Here is a 25,569-nt window from a genome sequence, read left to right as displayed (position 1 = left end):
GGCGAAGGCGGGGTGCCGCTGATGCGCATCGCGTTCGTCGGCAAGGGCGGCAGCGGCAAGACCACCCTGTCGGCGCTCTTCTCCCGTCACCTGGCCCGTTCCGGTGCGCCCGTGCTGGCCGTCGACGGCGACATCAACCAGCACCTCGCCGAGGCGCTGGGCCACGACGGCGACTCCCTGGACGCCCCGCCGCTCGGCGCCCATGTGCGGGACATCAAGGAGTTCCTGCGCGGCACCAACCCGCGCATCCCCTCCGCCGACGCCATGATCAAGACCACCCCGCCCGGCCGCGGCTCCCGTCTGCTGACCCTGCTCGGCGACGACGAACTGCACACGCGGCACGTCCGGCGCGTGGACGCCCAGGGCGTGGACGTACCTCTGATGGTCACCGGCGAGTTCGACGAGAGCGACCTCGGGGTGGCCTGCTACCACTCCAAGCTCGGCGCGGTCGAGCTCTACCTCGGCCACCTGGTCGACGGCCCCGGCGAGTACGTCGTGGTCGACATGACGGCCGGCGCTGACGCCTTCGCCTCGGGCCTGTTCACCCGCTTCGACATGACGTTCCTCGTGGCGGAACCCACCCGCAAGGGCGTCTCGGTCTACCGCCAGTACCGCGACCACGCCCGCGAGTTCGGCATCCGCGTCGCGGTCATCGGCAACAAGGTGACCGGCGAGGACGACCTGCTCTTCCTCAAGGAGGAGGTCGGCGACGACCTCCTCACCCACCTGGTCCAGTCCTCCTGGGTCCGCGCCGCCGAACAGGGCCGGGAACAGGGAGAGTTGGAGCCTCAGAACCTCCACGCCCTCAACATCCTGCGCGAGACGGTCGACGCACTGCCGAAGGACTGGGCCACGATGCACGGCCACGCCGTGGAGTTCCACCTGCGCAACGCCCGTGCGTGGGCGGACGACAGGACGGGCGGGGACCTGGCCGCCCAGGTCGACCCGGACTTCGTACCGGGCCCGGCGGCACTGGCCTGACGACGCCCCCGCCTCCCGGCACAAACCCCAGCCCCCGGCACCACCCCACTGAACAGGAACGCACGCCATGTCTCTCGACGTCTCCCCGAAGCTCCTCGCCGAAGCCGAACACGGCGACATCCGCGAGGAGGACTTCGTGGACACCGTCCGCACCTCGCTGCCGTACGCCTACGACCTGATCGCCTCCCTCGCCACCGAACTCCGCGAAGGCACGGCCGACTTCACGGACAACCAGACCCCTCCCCCGTCCGAGCAGGAACGCGGCCAACTCCTGCGTGCCCTCGCCAGCGACGCGATCCGCGGAAGCCTGGAGCGTCACTTCGGCGTGACCCTCGCCTTCCAGAACTGCCACCGGGTGGCGGCGTTCCGGCCGGAGGCACGGGACGGGGAGACGTATGCGCGGTTCACGTCCGTGCGGTCGCAGGTGCTGAACCAGTCGCCGGAGTTTCGGGACTGCTGACCTGAACCCGCACCCTCGCTGATTCGGCTACTGGATGCCCGTCGCGTCGAGTAGCCGGATCAGGCCCGCGCGACGGTGGCCGAGCAGCCTGGAATTCCGTCGAGTCCGGACCGTCGTCCGCCTACTCTGGCGGCATGGCCCACGCCTAGACCTCGTACGTCTGCCTGCCGTTCCACAAGAGTTGTCGCGGCGGGCCGGGTTACCGCCCCGCGCACTCTGCGGGAGGTGCGTGAGCGGATGGCCTGCGCGCGCCGTACCGGCGAACCCTTCGCACGGGCACTCGTCCGCCCCGAGGTGCCCTGACGCACACCCCGGTCGCCGGCGTTCATCCCGGCTGTCTCACAGCCCCGCCCGTGCCAGCAGCGCAGGCAACGCCTCCGGCTTGACCTTCTGCACCGACCGCACCTGGCCCAGGCCGAGTTCCTCGCGGCTCACCGGCTCGCGGTACAGCGCCTTCGTCGCCTCGGTGATCATGGTCACGGCGACCAGGTAGGGAACGTCGGGGTCCTCGTCGTCCGCCCGGGGTTCCTCGTCGACCTCGGCCACCGCGGCGACCGCCGATTCCGGCTGGGAGAAGAACAACCAGAGGCGGTCGCCCTGCTGCATCCGGTAGCGACGGCTGAGCCAGAGCTCCAGTTCCGGCTCCTCCTCCGCCAGTTGCCGCATCGTCTCCTTGTCGGACGGCTCCCCGTCCAACGTGTCCCTGCGCGGATTGAGGATGTAGATCCAGTCCGCCATGGAATCCCCTTCGGTCAGGACACTCGGCCCGCGGCGAGCCACGATTGGTGCAGCGCCTCATGGTGCCAGGCCGCGGCCGCCAGGCATACACATTTTCGAGGGACAGGCGCGGCCGTCGTCCGGTGTCGGCGGCGTTGTCAGTGGCTGCCGATACCTTGATCTCGTTGCGCCGCTCTGGCGTTGACGTCCCCTTTCGCATGCATGGGAGATGGCGCGTTGTCGGTCTGGGAGAAGTCGAGTACGGCGCGGGTCGTGCCGTCGGCGCGGCCGCGGAAGCTCGCGAAGGTGCCCTTCGTGGAGCTGGCCGACGGGCGGCTACAGGGTGTGGTGTCCAGTGGGTCGGACATCGGCCGCGTGTATGTGTCGTCGGTCGAGGCGGGGACGTTCGCGTTCGCATGCAGCACCAACAACAACCGTCCCTGCGGAGGTGCGCGCGGGTGGTTCTGCAATCACATACGTGCGCTGATCAGTGAGGCGGTGTTGCAGTACGGCGGCGAGCGTGTGGGCCGGTATCTGAAGGCCGAGGTCGCCGGTGGCGCTCCCGCCGATGCGGGCTCCCTCACCGACGCGATGACCGCCACCCGGCCTGTGCAGGGGGACAGTTCGGCCGCGGCGCAGGTGTTCAGCCGGTTCCTGCGCCATCTGGCCTATCTCGAACTGGCCCCGAGTACCGGCCCGTTGCCGGAGATGCAGTGGTTCCCGACGACGAGGGCGGTGGCCTGATGCGTGCCGATCTGCTGACCGACGCCGTCGACGGGCTCGACGAGGTCCTTGCCGCGGTGGACGGCTTCGACGAGGTGCTGGTCGCCGGTCTGTTGCGTCCGCAGCCCGCCCAGGCGGGCGGGCTGGCCGCTCTCGCCGAGGCCGTCGCCGGGTCGCCGCTGGCCACGCGGGTCGCCGAGGCGGCCGAGAAGACCGCTGCCGGGGCCGCCGGCGAGGACCACTTCGTCGCGCTCGCCGCCGCTCGCACCGCGCTGCTCGGTTCCGTGCACGATGCGCTGGTCCTGCGTGCCGAGGAGGCCCTCGGGCGGGTGCGGGCCGAGGAGAGCGCCGCCTCGGCCGGCGGTGCGGAGTGTGCGGTCAATCTGCTTGCTGCCGCGCGCAGTTGGCTGTGCGACGTCGCGCGGGCCGGATGGCAGGGCATCGACCACGAACTCGTCGGCGGGGCCGCGCCCGTCGTGTCCGCGATGCTGCCCGACCCCGCGCTGCGCCGCCTGGCCACACTGCTCGACGGCTTCGCCGCCGAACTCGCCGCCTCCTGCCCGGGGGCGGCCCTGGAACGGGTTCCGGTACGGCGGTGGGCCGACCTGTGGTCGCGTGCCATGGTGCTGACGGTGCCCGGAGCGGCCACCTCCGCACCCGCCGTCGCCGAAGCGACCGGCCGTCTGCTGACGCTCGGTGTCGACGTGCAGGAGCACGCCACCGCCGTACAGGCGCAGGTTCATGCCGTGTTCGAACCGGCGGACGGTGGCACGCCGCGGCTGGTACGGGCCTCGGTGTCGGCGCCGAAGCCCGACACCGTCGTCGGTGCGGGGCTGTGGCAGCTGTTGCGGCCGCACATGTCCCTGTTGGCCGCGGTGAGCGAGGGGCGTGCCATGGAGCTCGACGCGATGCCCGTCACCGGTGAGGGTGATCTGATCTGGGACGACGCTCGGGCCCGGACGGGCGAGCCCGCGGAGGTGTTCGCCACCGCGCGGGTGGCGCTGCCCACCGCTGCCGCTTTCCCGACCGCGCCGCTCGACCGGCATCCGGCCCGGATCGCCGTGCCCGTCCTGCTGGAGGGGTATGCCGTGGAGGAGGGCGAGGACGGGGTGGCGTTCGAGGTCGCCGGGCAGCGTCTCGCCGTCGACACCGACCGGGTTCCGGCCGCCGGTCCGCTCACCCCCGAGGTGGTGGCCTCGTCCGGTGCGTGTGTCGGGCTGCTCCGCTGGGACGCCGGGGAGTTTCTGGTGCAGCCGCTCGCCGTCGAGCGGACGGTACGGAAGAAGTCCGTGGCCGTGCACGCCGGGGCCTGGGCCGGAGGTACGACCGACAAGGCCGGTGTGCGGGCCGAGAAGGCCGCCACAGATGCCGTCACCGTGCTGCGCGAGCGCGCCGGAAGGCTGCTGCGGAAATGAGCGAGCGGACCATCGAAGGCGCCCCGGCGCCCGACCCGGACGAGAACCGGCGGCAGGTGCTGTACTGGCGGCTGCTGGCCCGGCTCTTCGACCCCGAGGAGCAGGCCGGCCTGGAGTCGGCGAGTCTGGCCGTGGTCGAGGACATCGGCCTGCCGTCCGCGCTGCTGGACCCGGGGGCGTCCGTCGACTCCGTCGTGCAGCGGCACCCGGAGCTGGCCGCCGAGTTCGACGGGCTGATGACGCCCGAGCCGGACGAGGACGGTGGGCGTGACCGGGCCGCCGAGGTGCGGCGCGCGGCGCTCGTGTCGAAGGTGCTGCTGAACGTCTTCGCGACCGGCTCCGGCACCGTCACCGCCGAGCAGCTGGCTCGCTGGCAGTCCGACGCGGGATGGCTGGAGCGGGCGCTGGGCTGCCGGCCCGGCGAACTGCGCGGCGGACGTGCCGGTGCCAACCGTGCGGGAGGCGGGCAGGGCGTCAGCCCGACCGGTACCGGTTTCGGCGGACCCACGCCCGACCTCAGCCGCCTGATCCCCGAGATCGGGCCGGAGCTCGGCTCCATCGAGGCCGGTCTCGTCAAACGCATGCAGCTGCGCGAGGTGCTGGCCGACCCCGCGCTGGCCTCGCGGCTGACGCCGAGCATGTCCCTGATCGAGCAGTTGCTGCGCGACAAGGACAACCTCTCCGGTGTCGCGCTGGCCAACGCCAAGGCGCTTATCAGGCGTTACGTCGACGAGGTCGCCCAGGTGCTGCGCACCCAGGTGGAGAAGGCCACCGTCGGTGACATCGACCGGTCCGTCCCGCCCAAGCGGGTCTTCCGGAACCTCGACCTCGACCGCACCATCTGGAAGAACCTCACCAACTGGGATCCGCAGGAGGAGCGGCTCTACGTCGACCGTCTCTACTACCGGCACACCAGCCGCAAGACGACACCCCAGCGGCTCATCGTGGTCGTGGACCAGTCGGGTTCGATGGTCGACTCGATGGTCAACTGCACCATCCTGGCGTCCATATTCGCCGGGCTGCCGAAGGTGGACGTCCACCTCATCGCGTACGACACACAGGCGCTGGACCTCACGCCCTGGGCGCACGACCCGTTCGAGACGCTGCTGCGCACGAAGCTCGGCGGCGGCACCGACGGCACCGTCGCCATGGCGCTCGCCCAGCCGAAGATCGCCGAGCCGCGCAACACCGTCGTGGTGTGGATCTCCGACTTCTACGAATGGCGTACGGACGAGCTGTTCGAGAGCATGGCCGCCGTCCACCGTTCGGGGGCCAAGTTCATCCCGGTGGGGTCGGTGACCAGCTCCGGGCGCGGCAGCGTCAACCCGTGGTTCCGGGAGAAGTTCAAGGACCTCGGCACGCCGGTGATCTCCGGCCACATCAAGAAGCTCGTGCACGAGCTCAAGACGTTCCTCACCTGATCAACCGGCGTACGCCCACGTCCCGTTGTGATCACCGTACGGAAAGGCTTTCCCCTCATGTCCGACCTGCTGCGCGCCCCTGCCGAGATCAAGTACGCCGAGGAACTCGACTGGCTGGAGTCGATCGACGACAACCCCAAGCCGTTCTCATGGCGCCTGTCACCGAAGATGGTCCGCCTGTTCGTCCTCGGCTCCGAGCGGGCCGACGGACTGGACCGGGAGGTGGCGCAGAAGTGGTTCGGTGACCGGAGCTTCGTCGAGCGGTCCATCGTCACCCTCGCCTCCGACCGCGGTCTGCTGCTCATCGGTGACCCCGGCACCGGCAAGAGCTGGCTGGCGGAGCTGCTGTCCGCCGCAATCTGCCGCAACTCCACGCTGGTGGTGCAGGGCACGGCCGGCACCACCGAGGACCACATCAAGTACTCCTGGAACGTGTCGATGGTCATCGCCAAGGGCCAGTCGCGGGAGTCGATGATCCCCTCGCCGATCATGACCGCGATGGAGGGCGGCTCGATCGGCCGCTTCGAGGAGCTGACCCGGTCGACGAGTGACGTCCAGGACGCGCTGATCTCGATCCTCTCCGAGAAGTACATCTCCGTTCCCGAACTGGAGAGCGGCGGCGGGGACGACAACATCGTCTTCGCCAAGCCCGGCTTCTCGATCATCGCCACGGCCAACAGCCGCGACCGGGGCGTCAACGATCTGTCCTCCGCGCTGAAGCGCCGCTTCAACTTCGTCCGCATCCCAGTCGTGACGAACAAGAAGAGCGAGGCGGAGATCGTCCGCTTCCGCACCGAGGAGCTGCTGCGCCGGCACTCGATCGACCTCGACGTGCCCCCGACCCTGCTCGACGTGCTCCTCCAGAGCTTCGCCGACCTGAGGGCGTCCGCAGCCGCGGCCGGCAGCGACGACGAGAAGCTGGAGTCGGCGCTGTCGACGGCCGAGCAGATCGGCGTGCTGGAGGACGCCGTCCTGCACAGCAACTTCTTCGGTGAGCGCGCCCTGACCGCCCGCACCCTGGCCTCCTCCCTCGTCGGCTCCCTCACCCGGCGCGAGCCCGAGGATCTGGCCATCCTCAACAAGTACCTGCACGGTGTCGTCGAGCCGCGCAGCAAGGAGGAGGGCGGTTCCTGGCCCGAGTTCCTGGAGGGCGGCCGCGACGCGATCGCCACACTGTCATGAGCGGGCCTCAGGAGAGCACGTCGTTCGCCGCGCTCCGCGGTCAACTCCAGGAGGCCGCGGCCACGTTCGCGGGCGGGCCCGACGCCCTCGAGGGCATCCTCCTCGGCATGGTCGACGACGTCGACCGCGCGGTGCGCGAGCCGCTGGAGATCTTCCCCGTCTGTCATCACTCCCCCGCCTCGGCGCTCGCCATGGCCCGTCGGCTGCGCGACAAGCAGCCCAAGGTGGTGTACCTGGAGCTGTGCGAGGACATGGCGCCGCTTCTGACCGAGCTGCGCAACTGCCGGCTGCCGGTGGCGGTGCAGGCGTTCGCCGGCGAGGTCGACGGATTCCCCGCCGACTGGGCCCCGCTGTCGGTCGTGGCGCCGGTCACGGAGGCGTCCGCCGAGTACCAGGCGATCGCTTACGCCCTGGACACCCCGGGCGTCGAGCTGGTGCTCGTCGACCGGTCCTCGGACCACGTCTTCCAGTGGGACAGGAGGGGCGAGCACGCCCAGGAGGGGGCCGAGCCTCCGCAGGAGGCCGAGGCCGCGCTGCACGGCGAGGCCGTCGGCGTCGAGATCGGCGACCTGCGGCCGCGTTTCGCCGAGCTGGAGGAGCACCTGCTGCGCCACGGGAAGGTGCGGCACTGGTCGGAGTGGTGGCACCAGTACGTCGAAGTCCCGCTCGGGGACAGCGACCACGACACCTACCGCCAGGTCATGTTCCTCATCGGCAGCCTGTTCCGGCGGCTCGCCCCCGGCGACGGCTCCCGCGTCCGGGTGGACGAGGACCGCGAGCGGTACATGTGGACGCGGATGCGCGAGCACCTGACGGCCACCGGCACGGACCCGGAGGACTGCCTGTACGTGTGCGGGGCGTTCCACGCGGCCAGCCGCGTCGAGGAGTTCGGCGTGCACGGCAGCGCGGACACGTTCACGATCTCCCCTCGTACCGCGACCAGCTGGCAGTACGGCTTGATCCCGTCCAGTCACGCGGCGATCGAGGCGCAGTTCGGGATCGCCGCGGGCTCGGTGTCGATCGCTGCGACGGAGTGGGCGAAGGGCCTGAAGCGGACCCGGGTGAAGCCGTTCCGGCTGGAGGGCCAGGCAGGGACGAAGAAGTCCGGGAGGAAGAAGACGGCAGCCACCGCCGTCACCCCGGCACCGGAGTCCCCGGTCGCCGCGGACAAACTGTCCGGCTTCCTGCGCCGTCCGCCCGTGCTCGACGGTCTGGACGAGGCCGAACTGCTCGGCTGGTCGGTGGACATCGTGCGCGCGGCCCGGCGCAACGGCTATCTCGCCTCGACCGCCGACGCCATCGCCGTCTTCGAGACGTCGATCCTGCTCGCCGGCATGCGGGACCGGGCCAAGCCGACGCCGTACGACTTCCAGGACGCGGCGGTCACCTGCATCGAGAAGGACAGCGTGCCGGGGCGGCGGGACGTGCGGCGCCTGGTCGAGATCATGATGGGCGGGGACCGGATCGGCCAGGTCGGCTACGACTCGTTGCCGCCGCTGGCACGCGATGTGTACGACCGGCTCGCACCGCTGGAGCTGAAGCTCGAGCAGCGCGGGGTGCGCCGAGCGCTGCTGGACATGGCCTCCCGGCCGGAACTCCAGGCGTGTTCCGACGTGCTGTGGATGCTGCGGCGGCTGATGCCGCAAGGTGCTGCACGGCCGATCATGGGTGAGCGCAAGCTCGGAGAGCGGTCCATCCAGGAGTCGTGGGACCTTGCGCTCGGCACGCATCAGCGGGCTCTGATCGAGCTGGGCTACGAGGGTGTCAGCCTCGAACAGGTCCTGGAGCAGCGGCTGCGGCGCGACGCGTACGGGCCGCGGGCGACGACGGCGACGGTGCTCGCCGCGGTCGAGGACGCCACCCTGTACCTGCGCAGCCGCCGCCTCTCCGACGAGTTGGGCACGCAAGCGCTGAAGCTGCTCGCCACCGAGCGCAGCGTGGACGGCGCGCCGGAGGTGCTGCGGCGGGTGCGTGCGCTGCTGGCGTACTACCGCACCAGCGAGCCGGTGCTGCCGTCGTGGATCGAGTCCTTCGTCAAGACGGGTTACGCCCACTACTGCACACTGCTGCCGACGGCGTTCCGGGACGAGGACGCGACGGTCGGGCAGGTCGCCGCGATGCTCGGCTTCCTGTTCAGCATGGAGAGCCTGGCCCTGTCGCTGGGCTGCGACCGGACCCAGCTGGAGCTCGCGGTCGCCCAGTCGCACCCCGACGAGCCGTCGAGGACGGCACTGCTGTGGGCGGCGCAGGTCCAGCTCGGCGCTCTGTCCCGGGCCGAGCTGCGTGCGCGGTGCGAAGCTCTGCTGGACAACCCGCTGGTGGTGCCCGCCTATCCGCGCTATCTGAGCGGCTTCGTACACGCGCTGGAGCCCGTGCCGGGGCTGGCGGACGTGGTCGTGGAGGCGGTGTCGAACGCGTTCGGGCGGCTGCCGGACACAGTGCTGCTGCCGTGGCTGCCGCTGCTGATCACCACGCTGCGCTCCGGCGCGGCGGACCTCGCCCCGCTGCTGATCCGCGAGGCCGGTCGCATCTTCCCAGGTCGGCTGGCGGCTCTGGACGCGTGGATACCGCCGTGGCGGATGCCGGAGATGGATCCGTTCGCCGCCGCAGGGTCGAAGCCCGCGCCCGACGTCCGCCGTGGCGCCGCGCTGCTCACGACACACCCGGCGACGTGCGACACGGTGGCGGAACTGCTCGGCTGCGACGGGGGATGGGCACAGCCCGACACCCCGGCCCTGTCCGGCGTGAGGTTGCTGGCCGAGCACCCGGCGACCTGCGACGCGGTGGCGGATCTGCTGGGCTGCGACGGCGGATGGGCAGTGGCGGCGGCCGGTCCGTCCCCGTCGGGCGGGGCCATGCTCCCGGCCCGCCATCCGGCGACGGCGGACGCCCTGGAGTCCCTGCTCGCGAGCAGATGAAGCAACCGGCGACTTCGCCGACGACGCCTCGACGACCGGGCTGGTGAGTCGTTCAGCTGCGGGGGCGTGGGCTCCGGCCCACGCCCTCCGCGGTCGGTGTCAGGCCGCCGTCCGCTCCGCCCCTGCTGCGTGCGCGCGGACGATGTCCGCGTACCGGTGGCCGGTGCCCTTGATCGTGCGCACCCGTCGCCCGGCCCGGCGGCTCGGCAGCCACACGACGTCGACCCGTCGATCGTGCAGCACCACGGCTTCGCCGCCCCGGTCCGGCCCGGGGTTCGCTTCCACAACCTGCTCGTCGTCTCGCTCGGCGGAAACGGGCAGTACGAGTGCGTCATCAACGACGCCGGGGCGGCTTCGGGAACGTCCACGGTGCCGTCGACCGTGGTGTCGTACCCCTGAGCGCCCCGCGTCCCCTGGTGCCCGGCTCGAACACAGGGCGAAGGCGGCCCCACCCACGAACAGGTGGGACCGCCCGGTCACTCACCGGGTCGGCGTCGTGACCGGCGCCGGGGCGTACCCGGTCGGTCGGGCGGTGAACGTGCCGCGGCCCTGGGTTCGGCTGCGCAACCGCGTCGCATAGCCGAAGAGTTCGGCCAGCGGCACGGTCGCCGTGACGACCGCCGCGCCCGCCCGGGTGACGGAGCCCGAGACCCGACCCCGCCGGGACGCCAGGTCGCCGAGGACTCCGCCCACGACTTCCTCGGGCACGGTGACCGTGACCTCGACGACGGGCTCCAGCAGGAGCATCGCGCAGGCGCGCAGGGCGTCGCGCAGGCCGAGTCGGCCGGCGGTGCGGAACGCCGTGTCGGAGGAGTCCTTCACATGGGTCGCCCCGTCGGTGAGCGTGACGCGCAGCCCGGTCACCGGGTGGCCGCCGAGCGGGCCCTCGGCGAGGGCGTCGCGACAGCCGGCCTCCACGGCACGGACGTACTCCTGGGGCACGCTTCCGCCGACGACGGCCGAGCGGAACTCGAAGCCGGACTCCGTGTCCAGGGGCTCGACGTCGAGGACGACATGCGCGAACTGCCCTGCCCCGCCGTCCTGTCTGACGTGCCGGAACACGAAACCGGACACGCCTCGTCCGACCGTCTCGCGGTAGGACACCCGGGGGCGCCCGACGTTGACCTCCAGCCCGGTGTCGCGCCGGATCTTCTCCACCGCGACCTCCAGATGCAGTTCGCCCATGCCGGACAGCACGGTCTGCCCGGTCTCGGCGTCGGTCCGCACGACGAGCGAGGGGTCCTCCTCCGCCAGCCGTGCCAGCGCCGGGGCCAGCCGGTCCGTCTCGGTGGACGTGCGGGCCTCGACCGCCACGGACACCACCGGGTCGGCGACATCGGGCGGTTCGAGGACGACCGGAGCGGCCGGTGCGCACAGGGTGGAGCCCGCGCGGGCCGACTTCAGACCGACCACGGCCACGATGTCCCCGGCGACGGCCCGGTCCACCTGGGCGTGCCGGTCGGCCTGGACCCGCAGGATGCGCCCGATCCGCTCGGTACGCCGTGCGCTCGCGTCGAACACCGTGTCTCCCTTCTCGATCGTTCCCGAGTACACGCGCAGATAGGTGAACCGGCCCGTCGGCGTGGCGCTCACCTTGAACGCCAGTGCCGCGAACGGCGCCTGCGGGTCGGCGGGCCGCTCCTCGTGGGCGCCGTCACGCAGGCCACGTACGGCCGGCACGTCCAGCGGCGACGGCAGATACGCCACCACCGCGTCCAGCAGCGGCTCGATCCCCCGGTTGCGGTAGGCCGAGCCGCACAGCACGACCACGCCGTCGCCGCTGCGGGTCAGCTCACGCAGGGCGAGCCGAAGGGTCGACGGCGAGAGTGTCGACCGCGCGCAGAACTCCTCGAGCGCCCCGGCGTGCAGCTCGGCCACGGCCTCCTCCAGCAGCCGCCGACGCCGGGTGGCTTCGTCCCGCAGTTCCTCCGGCACGGCCTGCTCCACAGCGGTGTCGGCACCGTCGGCCCACACCAGCGCCCGCATCCGTACGAGGTCCACGACGCCGCGGAATCCGTCCTCCGCGCCGATGGGCAACTGCACGACGAGGGGCGCCGGATGGAGCCGTCCCCGGATCGACTCGACGGCGGTGTCGAGGTCGGCCCCGGCGCGGTCCAGCTTGTTGACGAAGGCGATCCTCGGCACGCCGTGCCGGTCTGCCTGCCGCCACACCGACTCGCTCTGTGGTTCTACGCCCGCGACGGCGTCGAACACGGCGACCGCGCCGTCGAGGACGCGCAGCGCACGCTCCACCTCGTCGGCGAAGTCGACGTGACCGGGGGTGTCGATGAGGTTGATCCGGTGACCGTCCCAGGAACAGCTCACCGCCGCCGCGAAGATGGTGATCCCACGGTCGCGCTCCTGCGGGTCGAAGTCCGTGACGGTGGTGCCGTCGTGGACTTCGCCGCGCTTGTGCGTGGTCCCGGTGCTGTAGAGGATCCGCTCGGTGACAGTGGTCTTGCCGGCGTCGACGTGGGCGAGGATGCCGAGGTTGCGGACGACGGCGAGGGGGTTGGGGCTGGGGTTCGGGTTGGTGCGCACGGCCCGTGGCCTTTCGGACGATCCGGATGGTCCGGATGCGAAATGGGGTCAGCGCGATTCCCGGACGGTACGCGGGCGCGGGCACGCGAGCGTGACCTGCCGCCCGGCCCAAAGCCGGATCAGGGCAGGCGCAATGGCGTACTCGGGCGCTCTCAGGCGTTCGTCACGGGCATCCGGTGCCGGCCGCGCAGCGGGCACCGGGCGGACGAGGACACGAGGATCACGTCGTACCGGTCGTACCGGGACGGGGAGAGGACGACAGCGGTGCGGTCACGCACGGCCCGGCTCCCCTCGACTCGTCACGACGACGCGCCGCCGGGTGGTGGGCGGCGCGTGATGGTGTGGTGAGTCTAGGGAGCCGGGCGGTGGCGAAGCAGCTGATTTTTGCGGTGAGGTCAAGCCCGGAGGTGGCACCGATCAATAGGCCGCACAAACAGCTGATGCGGACCGAGGAAACCCTCGACCCGCATCAGCTGGAAACAATCTGTGTCCGAGGGGGGACTTGAACCCCCACGCCCGATAAAGGGCACTAGCACCTCAAGCTAGCGCGTCTGCCATTCCGCCACCCGGACTAGGTGTCTGCCGCCTTGCCGGGGGTCTTCCCCTCGGCGACGTGGACAACAATACCAAGGTTTCGGAGTGCCTTTCACCTGCATATCCGCACGCTGGACGGCCGCTGCGGGCCCTGCGCCGGGCGTCCCGCGGACCGACCCGTGACCCCTCACGGCAGGTGACAGAACGGTCACAGAAGGGCAAGGGCGGTCCTGGCCTCGGGCTCCCGCACGGACCGGTCCGCGGTGGCGCCCGCGCGGGTCGGGCGCCACCGCGGGCCCCGTCACGGCATGAGGTGGTAGTCCGGGAAGTTCCCGGGCAGCCGCTCCCCCGCCGGCCCCTGCGTCACCGCACGCACCAGCAGCTCGCCGCCGACGAACGCCCCGCGCCAGGACCCGCCGAAGCCGCCGAAGAGCTCGCCGCGGTCCCCGCGGGAGCGCGGCTTGCCATGGCCGACCTTGAAGGCACGGATCTGTGGGGCCAGGCGGTCGTACGTCGCCCGGTCATCGGTGGACAGGGTGGCGACGAGCGCGCCGTTGGACGCGTTCATCGCCGCCAGCAGCTCCGCCTCCGTGTCGACCAGGACGATGGTGTCGACCGGGCCGAACGGTTCCGCGTGGTGGAGCGGAGAGGACGGCGGCGGATTCAGCAGGGTGACCGGCTGGACGTATGCCGAGGTGTCCTGGCCGGGAAGGAAGCGGGCGTCCGACAGCCGGCCCCGGTGCAGCGGGACGGCGCCGCGGTCGATGGCCTCGGCGACCTGGTCCTGGAGTTCCTTCGCCTTGGCCGCGTTGATCACCGGTCCGAAGTCCAGCTGGGGGTAGGGGTCGTCCGGCTCGTCGACCGCCAGCGGGTGGCCGACCCTCAGCCCGCCTACCGCCGGGAGGTACGCCGCCAGGAACTCGTCGAACAGCTCACGCTGGACGACGAAGCGCGGGTACGCCGTGCAGCGCTGTTTGCCGTAGTCGAAGAGCTTGGGCACGACCGCCGTGAGTGCGTCCCAGTCCGTGTAGTTCCAGATGCCCCAGGTGTTGAGTCCCTCCTGTTCGAGTACATGTCGTTTGCCGAGGTCGGCGACGGCCGTGGCCACCGCGGCGCCGGTGTCGCGGCCGCCGACGAAGGAGACACAGCCGATCTCGGGCGCCCGCACCAGCGCCTGCGACAGCTCGCCTCCGCTGCCGCTGACAAGGGTGACGGGTATGCCCTCACGGGCGGCCAGCGCACAGGCCACGGTCAGACAGGCGACACCGCCGTCGGTCGGGGTCTTGGCGATGACCGCGTTGCCTGCCAATGCTTGTACCAACACTGCGTGAACGAGCACGCTCATCGGGTAGTTCCAGCTCGCGACGTTGGAAACGGGGCCGTCCAGCGGAGCCCGGTCCGCGACCATCGGTTCGATCCCGTCGACGTACCAGCGCACGCCGTCGACGGCGCGGTCGACGTCCGCCTGAGCGAGCCGCCAGGGTTTGCCGATCTCCCAGACGAGGAGCAGGGCGAGCAGGTCGCGGTGCTGGGTCAGGGCGTCGAGGGTGGCCGCGACCCGGGCGCGGCGCTCGTCCAGGGGGATGTGCCGCCAGGCGCGGTGCTGGTCGAGCGAGGCGCGGACGGCCTGGTGGACGGTGGTCCGGTCCAGGCGCGGCGGGCCGGCGATCGGGCTGCCGTCGACGGGGCTGGTGGCGGGCAGCGGTCGGCCGTCCGCCTGCCAGGTGGCGTTCCAGAGGTTGAGGACCCGGTCTTCCCGGAAGGCCTCCGGGGCGACGGTGAGGCAGCGCTGCCAGGTGTCGGTCCAGGAGGTGCGTGATTTGAGGGTGAGGGTGGTTGCCATCGGTTCTCCGCTCACGGTGCACAGTCGGGGCGGTCGTACATGGCTGCGGCGGACGCTGCCGAGGCTCGGGCACTGCCGTAAGTAACCTCGCGTCGCCTATGAGTGACGTCACGCGTCGACGCCGAGACGGTCCAGCACGAGGCGAGCGGTCTCGGTGGGCGTACGTCCGACCCGGACGCCCACCGCTTCCAGCGCCTGCTTCTTCGCGGCCGCCGTGCCGGACGAACCGGACACGATCGCGCCCGCGTGCCCCATCGTCCTGCCCTCGGGCGCGGTGAACCCGGCGATGTAGCCGACGACCGGCTTGGTGACGTGGTCCCTGATGTACGCGGCCGCACGCTCCTCCGCGTCCCCGCCGATCTCCCCGATGAGAACGATCAGCTCGGTGTCCGGGTCGTCCTGGAAGGCCGCCAGGCAGTCGATGTGGGTCGTACCGACGACCGGGTCGCCTCCGATGCCGACGCACGTCGAGAAGCCGATGTCGCGGAGTTCGTACATCAGTTGGTAGGTGAGCGTGCCGGACTTGGAGACCAGGCCGATCCGGCCGGGCTTGGTGATGTCGGCCGGGATGATGCCCGCGTTGGACTGGCCCGGGGTGATCAGGCCGGGGCAGTTGGGGCCGACGATGCGGGTGCCCTTGGCCTTCGCGTACGTGGTGAAGGCGACGGAGTCATGGACCGGGATGCCCTCCGTGATCACGACGGCGAGTCCGATGCCGGCGTCGGCGGCCTCCGCGACGGCCGCCTTGGCGAAGGCGGGCGGCACGAAGACGACGGTGACGTCGGCGCCGGTGGCGCGGATGCCGTCGACGACCGAGCCGAAGACCGGGACGGTGCGGTCGTCGAAGTCGACGGTGCGGCCCGCCTTGCGCGGGTTCACGCCGCCGACGACGTTCGTGCCGGCGGCGAGCATGCGCCGGGTGTGCTTCATGCCCTCGCCGCCGGTCATGCCCTGGACGAGGACCTTGCTCTCCTTGGTGAGGTAGATCGCCATGTCGTCATGTCTCCTCAGGCTGTGGCGGCGGCGAGGTGGGCGGCGCGTTGCGCGGCGCCGTCCATGGTGGTGGCCTGCTGGACCAGCGGATGCGCGCGGTCGTCGAGGATGGCTCGACCCCGGGCGGCGTTGTTGCCGTCGAGGCGTACGACGAGCGGCTTGGTCAACCGGATGCTGTCCAGGGCCCGCACGATGCCGTCGGCGACCGCGTCACATGCGGTGATCCCGCCGAAGACGTTGACGAAGACCGACTTCACGGCCGGGTCGGAGAGGATGACGGACAGCCCGTCGGCCATGATCTGCGCCGACGCACCGCCGCCGATGTCGAGGAAGTTGGCGGGACGGGCGCCGCAACCCGCGACGACGTCGAGGGTCGACATGACGAGGCCCGCCCCGTTGCCGATGATGCCGACCTCGCCGTCGAGCCTGACGTAGTTGAGGCCCTTGGCGGCGGCCGCCGCCTCCAGCGCGTCGTCGTGCTCCACTGTGCCGGCGCCCCAACGTGCCTGCCGGAAGCGGGCGTTGTCGTCGAGAGTGACCTTGCCGTCCAGGGCGAGGATCTGTCCCTGCGCGGTGCGCACGAGCGGGTTCACCTCGACGAGGAGGGCGTCCTCGCGGACCAGCACCTCCCAGAGGCGCACGAGGACGTCCACGGTCTGCTGCGGCAGTCCGGCCGCCTCGGCGATCTCGCCCGCCTTCGCCGAGGTGACGCCCTCGGCCGGGTCGATCGGGATGCGCGCCACGGCCTCGGGCCGGGTGGCCGCGACCTCTTCGATCTCCATGCCTCCTTCGGCCGAGGCGACGGCGAGGAAGCCGCCGACTGCGCGGTCGAGTACATAGGACACGTAGAACTCGGTCTCGATGTCGACCGGTTGGGCCAGCATCACCTTGCCGACCGTGTGGCCCTTGATGTCCATGCCGAGGATCTGGCGTGCCGTGATCTCGGCTGCCGCCGGGTCCGCAGCGAGCTTCACGCCGCCCGCCTTGCCGCGGCCACCGGTCTTCACCTGGGCCTTGACCACGACCCGGCCGCCGAGCCGACGTGCGATCTCGCGGGCTTTCTTGGGTGAGTCCGTCACCTCTGCCCGCGGCACCAAGATGCCGTTTTCCTCGAGGAGTTCCCTTGCCTGGTGTTCATACAGGTCCATTCCGGCTCCTGACTCAAAAGTGCCGCACGCCCCCTGGACACCACCCACCGGATGCGGGATAACAAGGTTCATACAGTATTCGTCGACTGTATGCAATGTACCGCGAGAGCCGTTCCAACCTCCTACGAAGGGACAGGACTTCGCCATGCCCGACGACACCCAGGACGTCATTTCCGGTGGTCATCTCGTTGCCAAGGCTCTGAAGGCCGAGGGGGTCGACCGCATCTACACCTTGTGCGGCGGCCACATCATCGACATCTACGACGGCTGCGTCGACGAGGGCATCGAGGTCGTCGACGTCCGTCACGAGCAGGTCGCCGCCCACGCCGCCGACGGCTACGCACGCATCACCGGCAAGCCCGGCTGCGCGGTCGTCACCGCGGGTCCCGGCACCACCGACGCCGTCACCGGCGTCGCCAACGCCTTCCGCGCCGAGTCACCGATGCTGCTCATCGGCGGCCAGGGCGCCCTCACCCAGCACAAGATGGGCTCCCTCCAGGACCTCCCGCACGTCGACATGATGACGCCGATCACCAAGTTCGCGGCGGCCGTGCCGGACACGGCGCGCGCGGCCGACATGGTGTCGATGGCGTTCCGCGAGTGCTACCACGGAGCGCCTGGGCCCTCCTTCCTGGAGATCCCGCGCGACGTCCTCGACGCCAAGGTGCCGGTGAGCAAGGCGCGCGTGCCGAAGCAGGGCGCCTACCGTGCCTCCACCCGCTCGGCCGGTGACCCCGAGGCCGTCGAGAAGCTCGCCGACCTGCTCGTCCACGCCGAGAAGCCGGCCATCCTGCTCGGCAGCCAGGTCTGGACGACCCGTGGCACCGAGTCGGCCATCGAACTCGTGCGCACGCTGAACATCCCGGCCTACATGAACGGCGCCGGCCGCGGCACCCTGCCGCCCGGCGACCCGCACCACTTCCAACTGTCGCGCCGGTACGCCTTCTCGGGCGCCGACGTCATCGTCATCGTCGGCACGCCCTTCGACTTCCGCATGGGCTACGGCAAGCGGCTCTCCCCGGACGCGACAGTCGTGCAGATCGACCTCGACTACCGCACCGTCGGCAAGAACCGCGACATCGACCTCGGGATCGTGGGCGACGCCGGGCTGGTGCTGAAGTCGGTGACCGAGGCGGCCTCCGGGCGCGTCAACGGCGGGGCGTCGAAGCGCAAGGAGTGGCTCGACGAGCTGCGCGCGGCCGAGCAGACCGCGCTGGAGAAGCGGCTGCCGAGCCTGAAGTCGGACGCCTCACCGATCCACCCGTACCGGCTGGTCAGCGAGATCAACGACTTCCTCACCGAGGACTCGATCTACATCGGCGACGGCGGCGACATCGTCACCTTCTCCGGTCAGGTCGTGCAGCCCAAGTCACCCGGGCACTGGATGGACCCGGGACCGCTGGGCACGCTCGGCGTCGGGGTGCCGTTCGTGCTCGCGGCCAAGCAGGCGCGGCCCGACAAGGAGGTCGTCGCGCTCTTCGGCGACGGCGCATTCTCCTTGACCGGCTGGGACTTCGAGACTCTCGTCCGCTACAACCTCCCCTTCGTCGGCATCGTCGGCAACAACTCCTCCATGAACCAGATCCGCTACGGCCAGGCCCAGAAGTACGGCCTGGAGCGCGAGCGAGTCGGCAACACCCTCGGCGACGTCCACTACGACAGGTTCGCGCAGATGCTGGGCGGTTACGGCGAGGAGGTCCGTGACCCCGCCGACATCGGCCCCGCGCTGCGGCGCGCCCGCGAGTCCGGCAAGCCGTCGCTGATCAACGTCTGGGTCGACCCGGACGCGTACGCCCCCGGAACCATGAACCAGACCATGTACAAGTGAGGAGGCCTGCATGACCGGCACGACGGATACCCCGTCCAAGGCTCTCGAAGGCATCCGTGTCCTGGACATGACCCACGTCCAGTCCGGTCCCTCCGCGACCCAGCTGCTCGCCTGGCTCGGCGCGGACGTCGTCAAGCTGGAGGCGCCGACCGGGGACATCACGCGCAAGCAGCTGCGCGACCTCCCGGACGTCGACTCCCTCTACTTCACGATGCTCAACTGCAACAAGCGGAGCATCACCCTCAACACCAAGACCGAGCGCGGCAAGGAGATCCTCACCGAGCTGATCCGGCGCTCCGACGTCATGGTCGAGAACTTCGGACCGGGCGCGGTCGACCGGATGGGCTTCACCTGGGACCGCATCCGGGAGATCAATCCGCGTATCGTCTATGCCTCCATCAAGGGGTTCGGGGACGGTCCGTACACCAACTTCAAGGCGTACGAGGTCGTCGCTCAGGCCATGGGCGGGTCGATGTCGACCACCGGTTTCGAGGACGGGCCGCCGCTGGCGACCGGAGCCCAGATCGGGGACTCGGGAACGGGTGTGCACGCCGTCGCGGGGATTCTCGCGGCGCTGTTCCAGCGCGAGAACACCGGGCGTGGGCAGCGGGTCAACGTGGCCATGCAGCACGCTGTACTCAACCTGTGCCGGGTGAAGCTGAGGGACCAGCAACGCCTGGCACATGGGCCGCTTGCTGAATATCCGAACGAGGACTTCGGCACGGAAGTTCCCCGCTCGGGAAACGCGTCCGGCGGCGGTCAGCCCGGCTGGGCGGTCAAGTGCGCGCCGGGCGGGCCGAACGACTACGTGTACGTCATCGTGCAGCCCGTCGGCTGGCGGCCGGTCAGCGAGCTCATCGGCCGGCCCGAACTCGCCGACGATCCCGAGTGGGCGACGCCGGAGGCCCGGCTGCCCAAGCTCAACAAGATGTTCCAGCTGATCGAGGAGTGGTCCTCGACCCTGCCCAAGTGGGAGGTACTGGAGCGGCTCAACGCCCACAACATCCCGTGCGGGCCGATCCTGTCCACCAAGGAGATCATCGAGGACTCCTCGCTGGTCGCCAACGACATGGTCGTCACCGTGCCGCACCCCGAGCGGGGCGAGTTCGTGACCGTGGGCAGCCCGCTGAAACTCTCCGACTCCCCCGTCGAGGTGAGCAGTTCGCCGCTGCTCGGCCAGCACAACGAAGAGGTCTACATCGGCGAGCTCGGCCTCGGTGACGAGGAGCTGCGCCTGCTCAAGTCGAACGGAGTGATCTGACGTGATGACCGAAGACCGCGTCCTGAGGGTGCGGACACTCCTCGACTCCGTACGGGCCGAGGGCCGTACGGCGCTGACCGCGCCCGAGGGCAAGGTGATCGCCGACGCGTACGGAATCGCCGTACCGGGCGAGGAGCTCGCGACCGACGTCGACGAGGCCGTGGCGTATGCGGCGCGCTTCGGCGGACCGGTCGTCATGAAGATCGTCTCGCCGGACATCCTCCACAAGACCGACGCCGACGGGGTGATCGTCGGCGTCGAGGGCGCGACTGACGTGCGCGCCGCGTTCCACAGAATCGTCGAGAACGCACGCGCGTACAACGCGGATGCCCGTATCGAGGGCGTGCAGGTGCAGGAGTTGCTCCCGCAGGGGCAGGAGGTCATCGTCGGCGCGGTCACCGACCCGACGTTCGGGAAGGTCGTGGCTTTCGGACTCGGCGGAGTGCTCGTCGAGGTCCTCAAGGACGTCACCTTCCGGCTGGCCCCCGTGGACGCCGACGAGGCGCTGTCCATGCTGGACTCGATCCGGTCGGCCGAGATCCTGCGCGGGGTGCGCGGCCAGGCGGCCGTGGACCGGTGGGCGGTGGCCGAGCAGATCCGCCGGGTGTCGCAGCTGGTCACGGACTTCCCGGAGATCTCCGAGGTAGACCTCAACCCGGTGATCGCCACCGCGGAGGGCGCGGTCGCCGCCGACATCCGCGTGATCCTCTCCGAAGCGCCGGCAAAGCAGCGTCGCCGCTACTCGCGCGACGAGATCCTCACCTCCATGCGCCGGCTGATGCAGCCGTCGTCGGTGGCCGTCATCGGGGCGTCCAACGAACAGGGCAAGATCGGCAATTCGGTTATGCGCAACCTCATCGACGGCGGCTTCGCCGGGGACATCCACCCGGTGAACCCCAAGGCCGATGACATTCTGGGCCGCAAGGCGTACAAGAGTGTCACGGATGTTCCCGGTGAGGTGGATGTGGCGGTCTTCGCCATCCCCGCCAAGTTCGTGGCCTCGGCCCTTCAGGAGGTGGGACGCAAGAAGATCCCGAACGCCGTCCTGATCCCCTCAGGGTTCGCGGAGACAGGTGAGCACGAACTCCAGGCGGAGATCGTGGAGATCGCCGAGCGGCACGGCGTCCGGCTGCTCGGGCCGAACATCTACGGCTACTACTCGACGTGGCAGGACCTGTGCGCCACGTTCTGCACACCGTACGACGTCAAGGGCGGGGTGGCGCTGACCTCGCAGTCCGGCGGCATCGGCATGGCCATCCTGGGCTTCGCCCGCACGACCAAGACGGGCGTGTCGGCGATCGTCGGCCTCGGCAACAAGTCGGACCTGGACGAGGACGACCTGTTGACCTGGTTCGGTGAGGACCCGCACACCGAGTGCATCGCGATGCACCTGGAGGACCTCAAGGACGGGCGCGCCTTCGTCGAGGCCGCGCGGGCGACGGTGCCGAAGAAGCCGGTCGTCGTCCTTAAGGCGGGCCGTACGGCGGCGGGCGCGAAGGCCGCGGGCTCGCACACCGGAGCCCTCGCCGGCGACGACGCCGTGTACGACGACATCCTCAGGCAGGCCGGGGTCATCCGGGCACCCGGGCTGAACGAGATGCTGGAGTACGCGCGCGCGTTGCCGGCGCTTCCCAGCCCCAAGGGCGACAACATCGTGATCATCACAGGGGCGGGCGGCAGCGGTGTGCTGCTGTCGGACGCCGTGACCGACAACGGCCTGTCCCTGATGGAGATCCCGCCGGACCTCGACGAGGCCTTCCGGGAGTTCATCCCGCCCTTCGGGGCTGCGGGCAACCCCGTGGACATCACCGGAGGCGAGCCGCCGTCGACGTACGAGGCGACGATCCGTCTCGGTCTGGAGGACCCGCGGATCCACGCGTTGGTCCTGGGCTACTGGCACACGATCGTCACTCCCCCGATGGTCTTCGCGGAGCTCACCGCGCGCGTGGTGGCCGAGTTCCGGGAGCGCGGTATCGAGAAGCCCGTCGTCGCCTCGCTCGCGGGTGACGTCGAGGTCGAGGAGGCCTGCCAGTACCTGTACGAGCGGGGGGTCGTGGCGTATCCGTACACGACCGAGAAGCCGGTGGCCGTGCTGGGTGCCAAGTACCGGTGGGCGCGGGCGGCGGGGTTGTTGGGGGGCGGTTCATGAGGTGAGGCAGCACGGGTCGGCCGACGGTGCGCGTCGGCCGGCCCCGGGACCCGTGCGCACACGAAAGGCATTGGACAGGGGGCGCTGGCCAGAACTTTCGACGCAAGGGGTGCAACTAACGTGACCACAACCGACGTTCCAAGGGTCGCCGCCTGTCGGGAGGTGACCGACAAGAACGGACGCGTCTACCGCGTCGGTGAGTCCGACATCGACATCATGGGGCGCAAACGCAAGTGGATGGTCATCCTGCCCTGGATCGGCATGATGGGCATCTCCTCCGCCGAGTACGCGTTCGCGTCCGCCGAGGACACCCTGCACACGGCGCATCACTGGAACAGCATGCACATCTTCTGGATGATGACCGTGTGGGTCTTCTTCCAGGCCGCGGTGGCCTTCCCCGCGGGCAAACTGCGTGAGAGCGGAAAACTGCCGGCCCGCTGGGCCATGATGTGCGGCGCGACGGGAACCTTGCTCGGCTATCTGTCGCTCGCCTTCGCGCCGCATGTCGTCTTCGCCTACCTCGGCTTCAGCATGTTCAGCGGCATGGGCGCGGGCATGGTGTACGCCACCTGCGTCAACATGGTCGGCAAGTGGTATCCGGAGCGCAAGGGCGGCAAGACCGGGTTCGTCAACGGCGGTTTCGCCTACGGCTCGGTCCCCTTCGTCTTCATCTTCAACGGCTACATGGACCTGACCAACTTCCGCTGGGTCCTGGTCTCGGTCGGTGTGTTCCTGGCCGGAATCGTCGCGTGCTCCGGCTACTTCTTCAAGGACCCGCCGAAGAACTGGTGGCCCGCCTCGATCGACCCGCTCAACCCGCCGAAGGACCCGCGCGCGGCCCGCTCGCTGAGGATGAACCCGCCGGCGGTCCGCCAGTACTCCCCCAAGGAGGCGTGGAAGACCGGCCGGGTGGCGCTGATGTGGTTCTGTCTGGCGTGCACGTCCGGCGTGAACATCTTCGGTATCGCCTTCCAGGTGGACATCGGCGAGGAGGCCGGATTCGCGGGCGGGATCGTGGCCACGGCCATGTCCCTCAAGGCGATCGTCAACGGTACCGGCCGTGGCGTCATCGGCTGGCTCTCCGACCTCTACGGCCGCAAGCGGTGCCTGCTCGCCGTATGCGTCATCCTGGGTCTCGCCCAGTTCGGCATCCTCTGGTCGGCGGACAGCAAGAACCTCACCCTGTTCCTGATCTTCTCCGCGATCTCCGGCTTCGGCGGCGGCGCCATCTTCCCGATGTTCGCGGCGCTCACCGCCGACTACTTCGGCGAGAACAACAACGCGTCCAACTACGGCATGGTCTACAGCGCCAAGCTCGTCTCCGGTCTGGGCGCGGGTATGGGCGCCGTGGTCGTCAGCGCCTGGGGACACTCCGGTGCCTTCATCCTGGCCGGCTCCATCTCGCTCTTCGCCGGCTGCGTGGCGCTGTTCCTCAGCCCACCGGGACGCGACAAGGACACCCCGCGCATCGCTCCCAACCCACGGCCGCTCGGCGAGGACATGGCCTGACATGACGGCAGATCCGTACGCAGCAAGCAGTTCGTCCGCACCATCCGACGCCGCACACCGTCCCTACCATGAGGTGACCGACGCGCGCGGGCGGGTCTGTCGCATCGGCGAGACCGACCGCGACATCCTCGGCCACTCCCGCAAGATCATGGTGTATCTCCCGGGCTGGCTGCCTGAGAGGGGCATCCTGACGGCCCGCAGGGCCATGTACCTGGGCTCGGGCATGTACCTGCTGGGGTTTCTCGCCCTCTCGCACCTGAACAACGTCCTGCTGGCGATCCTCGGCTTCGGCGTCATCGGCGGCCTCGGGGCCGGCCTGGTCTACGCGACCTGCATCAACGTGGTCGGCCAGTGGTTCCCCGAGCGGCGCGGCGCCCGGGCCGGGTTCGTCAACGGCGGATTCGCGTACGGATCACTGCCGTTCATCTTCATCTTCATCTACGGTTCGACACCGCGAACTACCACCGGGTGCTGGACCTGATCGGCTGCTACGTCATGGTCGTCGTCCTCGGATGCGCGTTCTTCTTCAGGGGCCCCGAAGAACTGGGGGCGCGCGGACGTCGATCCGCTGACCCACACGGGTAACCGGAAGAACGCGGCAGGGTCGGCTTCGCCAAGGACTCTGGGCGGGCGACCTCAGGAGCCAGTGGCCGTTCCTGTTCTTCGCCTGCCTCTCCGGTTTCGGCGACGGACTGGGCTCCATGGTGGCCGCGGTCATCGCGTTGCTGCTACGACAGCCGGGGCGGAGTGCGGCGCTCCCGCAACCCGCGCACTGACAGGTCGCGCATCTGAGGAGGCCCTCCCCGCTTCGGGAGGGCCTCCTCATGTCGGTTCGAGGGCTGTCAGCACTTCTCCCGCAGGGAGTGCAGGTGCGCGCTCGAACGACGTGCGAAGGTGAAGGACTCGGTCGGGTTGTCGTGCTCCGCCTGCCAGTGGTGGGCGAACCGCTGTCCGCGCAGCCTGGTCACGGCGGAGATGAACCGCTTGTAGTCGATGTCGCCGTCACCCACGTCGACCATGTCGTAGCCGTACTGGTTGGTCGGATCGCTCACGCCGTCCTTGACGTGGAAGAGCGGATAGCGGTGCGGCTGCTTGAGTACGTAGTCCAGTGGCTCGAAGGGGGCAGCCGATCCGTCGGGCCGCTTCGAGAAGCGGAACTGGCCCGAGTACGCCCAGAAGATGTCCATCTCCAGGTAGACGAGGTCGGGGTCGGTCTCCGCGAGCAGCACGTCGTAGAGGCGGACATTGGGGTTGTCGGTGGCGAAGGAGAACTCCTCGGAGTGGTTGTGCTGGTAGAACTTCATGCCGCGCGCCTTCGCCGCGGCGCCGTAGGTGTTGAACTCCTCGGCGGCACGCTTCCAGGCATCGACGGTTGCGCCGTAGCGGAACGGACCGGAGGCGGTGCCTATGTGCTTCAGGCCGAGGGCCTGGGCGTCGTCGAGGACCTTGGTGAGGTTCTGGGCGAAGGTGTAGGCGTTCGGGTCGTCGGAGTAGTAGCCGACGTGGCTGCCGATCGGGTTCAGGCCGTGGTTCCTCGCCAGCCGCTTGAGCTGGGCGAAGGTGATGGGTCCGGCCGAGCCCTGGGTGTATCCGGCGAACTCGACCTCGTCGTAACCGTACTTCTTCAACTCGGCGAACACGGGGGCGAAACCGAGCGTGGAGACCTTGTCACGCAGGCTGTAGAGCTGGATGCCGAGGCGGCCGGGCGGCAGGACGGGACGGCCGCGGCCGGCGCCGCGGGAGGCCGCGTCGGTGGTGGAGGCGGTGCTCGACGTGGCGGTCGCGGGGGCAGCGGCGGCACCCAGCAGCGCGGCGGCCGTGCTGCCCGCGGCGACGCCGAGCATGCCTCGTCTGCTGAGGCGGTGCGTGAGTTCGGGGTCGGTCTGGGAAAAACGGCTCATGCCTGGAACTCCCTGTGGTCGAAGGCCGTTGTCAGTGGTGAGTGC

Annotated in this window: 19 protein-coding genes, 1 tRNA gene and 3 pseudogenes; 14 read left to right on the top strand and 9 right to left on the bottom strand. The window is 70.1% G+C overall.

Features of this window, described 5'->3' with window-relative positions; genetic code table 11:
- Positions 1-21 precede the first annotated feature (21 nt).
- The 3 genes and pseudogenes from KUM44_RS12230 to KUM44_RS47540 form a co-directional block, all read left to right on the top strand.
- Positions 22-981, top strand: a complete 960-nt coding sequence (locus KUM44_RS12230; protein WP_217207849.1) for an AAA family ATPase — start codon at positions 22-24, stop codon at positions 979-981.
- 67 nt (positions 982-1,048) lie between these two features.
- Positions 1,049-1,441: an SCO5389 family protein gene (locus KUM44_RS12225; RefSeq protein WP_217207848.1), complete on the top strand. Its 393-nt coding sequence runs from the start codon at positions 1,049-1,051 to the stop codon at positions 1,439-1,441.
- A gap of 170 nt (positions 1,442-1,611) precedes the next feature.
- A pseudogene (locus tag KUM44_RS47540) lies at positions 1,612-1,744 on the top strand (deoxyxylulose-5-phosphate synthase); the annotation flags it as partial.
- 36 nt (positions 1,745-1,780) lie between these two features.
- Here KUM44_RS47540 and KUM44_RS12220 read toward each other — a convergent pair.
- A complete protein-coding gene (locus KUM44_RS12220) occupies positions 1,781-2,179 on the bottom strand; it encodes a hypothetical protein (RefSeq protein WP_217207847.1) in 399 nt (132 codons plus the stop codon).
- A gap of 201 nt (positions 2,180-2,380) precedes the next feature.
- Here KUM44_RS12220 and KUM44_RS12215 point away from each other — a divergent pair, with 201 nt between their 5' ends.
- The 5 genes from KUM44_RS12215 to KUM44_RS12195 are packed head-to-tail and all read left to right on the top strand — an operon-like array spanning position 2,381 to position 9,817.
- Positions 2,381-2,902: a hypothetical protein gene (locus tag KUM44_RS12215; protein ID WP_217207846.1), complete on the top strand. Its 522-nt coding sequence runs from the start codon at positions 2,381-2,383 to the stop codon at positions 2,900-2,902.
- Positions 2,872-4,296 carry a hypothetical protein gene (locus KUM44_RS12210; RefSeq protein ID WP_308402590.1) on the top strand — a complete coding sequence of 475 codons (1,425 nt, stop codon included), beginning with the start codon at positions 2,872-2,874 and terminating at the stop codon, positions 4,294-4,296. Before KUM44_RS12215 ends, KUM44_RS12210 begins: the two co-directional genes overlap by 31 nt.
- Positions 4,293-5,717: a VWA domain-containing protein gene (locus KUM44_RS12205; protein ID WP_217207845.1), complete on the top strand. Its 1,425-nt coding sequence runs from the start codon at positions 4,293-4,295 to the stop codon at positions 5,715-5,717. Before KUM44_RS12210 ends, KUM44_RS12205 begins: the two co-directional genes overlap by 4 nt.
- Positions 5,718-5,774: 57 nt before the next feature.
- Positions 5,775-6,899, top strand: coding sequence for an AAA family ATPase (locus tag KUM44_RS12200; RefSeq protein WP_217207844.1), 1,125 nt, complete (start codon positions 5,775-5,777; stop codon positions 6,897-6,899).
- Positions 6,896-9,817, top strand: a complete 2,922-nt coding sequence (locus tag KUM44_RS12195; RefSeq protein ID WP_217207843.1) for a DUF5682 family protein — start codon at positions 6,896-6,898, stop codon at positions 9,815-9,817. The genes KUM44_RS12200 and KUM44_RS12195 overlap by 4 nt, the downstream gene beginning before the upstream one ends.
- 99 nt (positions 9,818-9,916) lie before the next feature.
- On the opposite strand, the gene KUM44_RS12190 is transcribed toward KUM44_RS12195, so the two are convergent.
- Complete coding sequence (locus KUM44_RS12190) at positions 9,917-10,060, bottom strand: hypothetical protein (protein WP_217208160.1); 144 nt, start codon at positions 10,058-10,060, stop codon at positions 9,917-9,919.
- Between KUM44_RS12190 and KUM44_RS12185 the strand changes: the two are divergent.
- A pseudogene (locus KUM44_RS12185) lies at positions 10,031-10,216 on the top strand (coagulation factor 5/8 type domain-containing protein); the annotation flags it as partial. The gene KUM44_RS12190 and the pseudogene KUM44_RS12185 sit on opposite strands and share 30 nt — an antisense overlap.
- A gap of 81 nt (positions 10,217-10,297) precedes the next feature.
- Here the strand turns inward: KUM44_RS12185 and fusA are convergent.
- From fusA to sucC, 6 genes are all read right to left on the bottom strand, one after another.
- Positions 10,298-12,358, bottom strand: a complete 2,061-nt coding sequence (fusA, locus tag KUM44_RS12180; protein WP_217207842.1) for an elongation factor G — start codon at positions 12,356-12,358, stop codon at positions 10,298-10,300.
- 152 nt (positions 12,359-12,510) lie between these two features.
- Complete coding sequence (locus KUM44_RS46765) at positions 12,511-12,636, bottom strand: hypothetical protein (RefSeq protein ID WP_302185992.1); 126 nt, start codon at positions 12,634-12,636, stop codon at positions 12,511-12,513.
- Between the two features lie 209 nt (positions 12,637-12,845).
- A tRNA-Leu gene (locus KUM44_RS12175) sits at positions 12,846-12,930 on the bottom strand.
- A 263-nt stretch (positions 12,931-13,193) separates the two neighbouring features.
- Positions 13,194-14,735 (bottom strand): aldehyde dehydrogenase family protein, encoded by a 1,542-nt coding sequence (locus tag KUM44_RS12170; RefSeq protein ID WP_217207841.1) that lies wholly within the window; start codon positions 14,733-14,735, stop codon positions 13,194-13,196.
- A 108-nt stretch (positions 14,736-14,843) separates the two neighbouring features.
- Entirely contained in the window at positions 14,844-15,728 is an 885-nt protein-coding gene (sucD, locus tag KUM44_RS12165; protein ID WP_217207840.1) for a succinate--CoA ligase subunit alpha, read from the bottom strand.
- 14 nt (positions 15,729-15,742) lie between these two features.
- The gene (sucC, locus tag KUM44_RS12160) at positions 15,743-16,876 is read right to left on the bottom strand and encodes an ADP-forming succinate--CoA ligase subunit beta (protein WP_217207839.1); all 1,134 of its coding nucleotides are present in this window, start codon (positions 16,874-16,876) and stop codon (positions 15,743-15,745) included.
- A 145-nt stretch (positions 16,877-17,021) separates the two neighbouring features.
- On the opposite strand from sucC, the gene KUM44_RS12155 reads away from it, so the two are divergent.
- The 5 genes and pseudogenes from KUM44_RS12155 to KUM44_RS12135 form a co-directional block, all read left to right on the top strand.
- Positions 17,022-18,704: a thiamine pyrophosphate-binding protein gene (locus tag KUM44_RS12155; protein ID WP_217207838.1), complete on the top strand. Its 1,683-nt coding sequence runs from the start codon at positions 17,022-17,024 to the stop codon at positions 18,702-18,704.
- A 10-nt stretch (positions 18,705-18,714) separates the two neighbouring features.
- A complete protein-coding gene (frc, locus tag KUM44_RS12150; RefSeq protein WP_217207837.1) occupies positions 18,715-19,965 on the top strand; it encodes a formyl-CoA transferase in 1,251 nt (416 codons plus the stop codon).
- Between the two features lie 4 nt (positions 19,966-19,969).
- Positions 19,970-22,114: an acetate--CoA ligase family protein gene (locus KUM44_RS12145; protein ID WP_217208129.1), complete on the top strand. Its 2,145-nt coding sequence runs from the start codon at positions 19,970-19,972 to the stop codon at positions 22,112-22,114.
- A gap of 120 nt (positions 22,115-22,234) precedes the next feature.
- On the top strand, positions 22,235-23,623 hold the full coding sequence (locus KUM44_RS12140; protein WP_217207836.1) for an OFA family MFS transporter: 1,389 nt from the start codon (positions 22,235-22,237) through the stop codon (positions 23,621-23,623).
- A gap of 1 nt (position 23,624) precedes the next feature.
- Positions 23,625-24,293: pseudogene (locus KUM44_RS12135) on the top strand (MFS transporter); the annotation flags it as partial.
- Positions 24,294-24,465: 172 nt separating this feature from the next.
- Here KUM44_RS12135 and KUM44_RS12130 read toward each other — a convergent pair.
- Entirely contained in the window at positions 24,466-25,524 is a 1,059-nt protein-coding gene (locus KUM44_RS12130; protein WP_217207835.1) for a sugar phosphate isomerase/epimerase, read from the bottom strand.
- Positions 25,525-25,569 lie beyond the last annotated feature (45 nt).

Origin of the sequence: Streptomyces sp. AC550_RSS872, from assembly GCF_019049285.1 — a bacterium.
GTDB lineage: Bacteria > Actinomycetota > Actinomycetes > Streptomycetales > Streptomycetaceae > Streptomyces.
Note: the sequence above shows the minus strand (reverse complement) of the source record. Positions and strands in the feature narration are given on the sequence as shown.

What these genes read in the sequence shown, in the direction of transcription:
- KUM44_RS12230 (WP_217207849.1), top strand. Translation starts at nt 22, where the DNA reads ATGCGCATCGCGTTCGTCGGCAAGGGCGGCAGCGGCAAGACCACCCTG.
- KUM44_RS12225 (WP_217207848.1), top strand. Translation starts at nt 1,049, where the DNA reads ATGTCTCTCGACGTCTCCCCGAAGCTCCTCGCCGAAGCCGAACACGGC.
- KUM44_RS12220 (WP_217207847.1), bottom strand. Translation starts at nt 2,179, where the DNA reads ATGGCGGACTGGATCTACATCCTCAATCCGCGCAGGGACACGTTGGAC.
- KUM44_RS12215 (WP_217207846.1), top strand. Translation starts at nt 2,381, where the DNA reads ATGGGAGATGGCGCGTTGTCGGTCTGGGAGAAGTCGAGTACGGCGCGG.
- KUM44_RS12205 (WP_217207845.1), top strand. Translation starts at nt 4,293, where the DNA reads ATGAGCGAGCGGACCATCGAAGGCGCCCCGGCGCCCGACCCGGACGAG.
- KUM44_RS12200 (WP_217207844.1), top strand. Translation starts at nt 5,775, where the DNA reads ATGTCCGACCTGCTGCGCGCCCCTGCCGAGATCAAGTACGCCGAGGAA.
- KUM44_RS12195 (WP_217207843.1), top strand. Translation starts at nt 6,896, where the DNA reads ATGAGCGGGCCTCAGGAGAGCACGTCGTTCGCCGCGCTCCGCGGTCAA.
- KUM44_RS12170 (WP_217207841.1), bottom strand. Translation starts at nt 14,735, where the DNA reads ATGGCAACCACCCTCACCCTCAAATCACGCACCTCCTGGACCGACACC.
- sucD (WP_217207840.1), bottom strand. Translation starts at nt 15,728, where the DNA reads ATGGCGATCTACCTCACCAAGGAGAGCAAGGTCCTCGTCCAGGGCATG.
- sucC (WP_217207839.1), bottom strand. Translation starts at nt 16,876, where the DNA reads ATGGACCTGTATGAACACCAGGCAAGGGAACTCCTCGAGGAAAACGGC.
- KUM44_RS12155 (WP_217207838.1), top strand. Translation starts at nt 17,022, where the DNA reads ATGCCCGACGACACCCAGGACGTCATTTCCGGTGGTCATCTCGTTGCC.
- frc (WP_217207837.1), top strand. Translation starts at nt 18,715, where the DNA reads ATGACCGGCACGACGGATACCCCGTCCAAGGCTCTCGAAGGCATCCGT.
- KUM44_RS12145 (WP_217208129.1), top strand. Translation starts at nt 19,970, where the DNA reads ATGACCGAAGACCGCGTCCTGAGGGTGCGGACACTCCTCGACTCCGTA.
- KUM44_RS12130 (WP_217207835.1), bottom strand. Translation starts at nt 25,524, where the DNA reads ATGAGCCGTTTTTCCCAGACCGACCCCGAACTCACGCACCGCCTCAGC.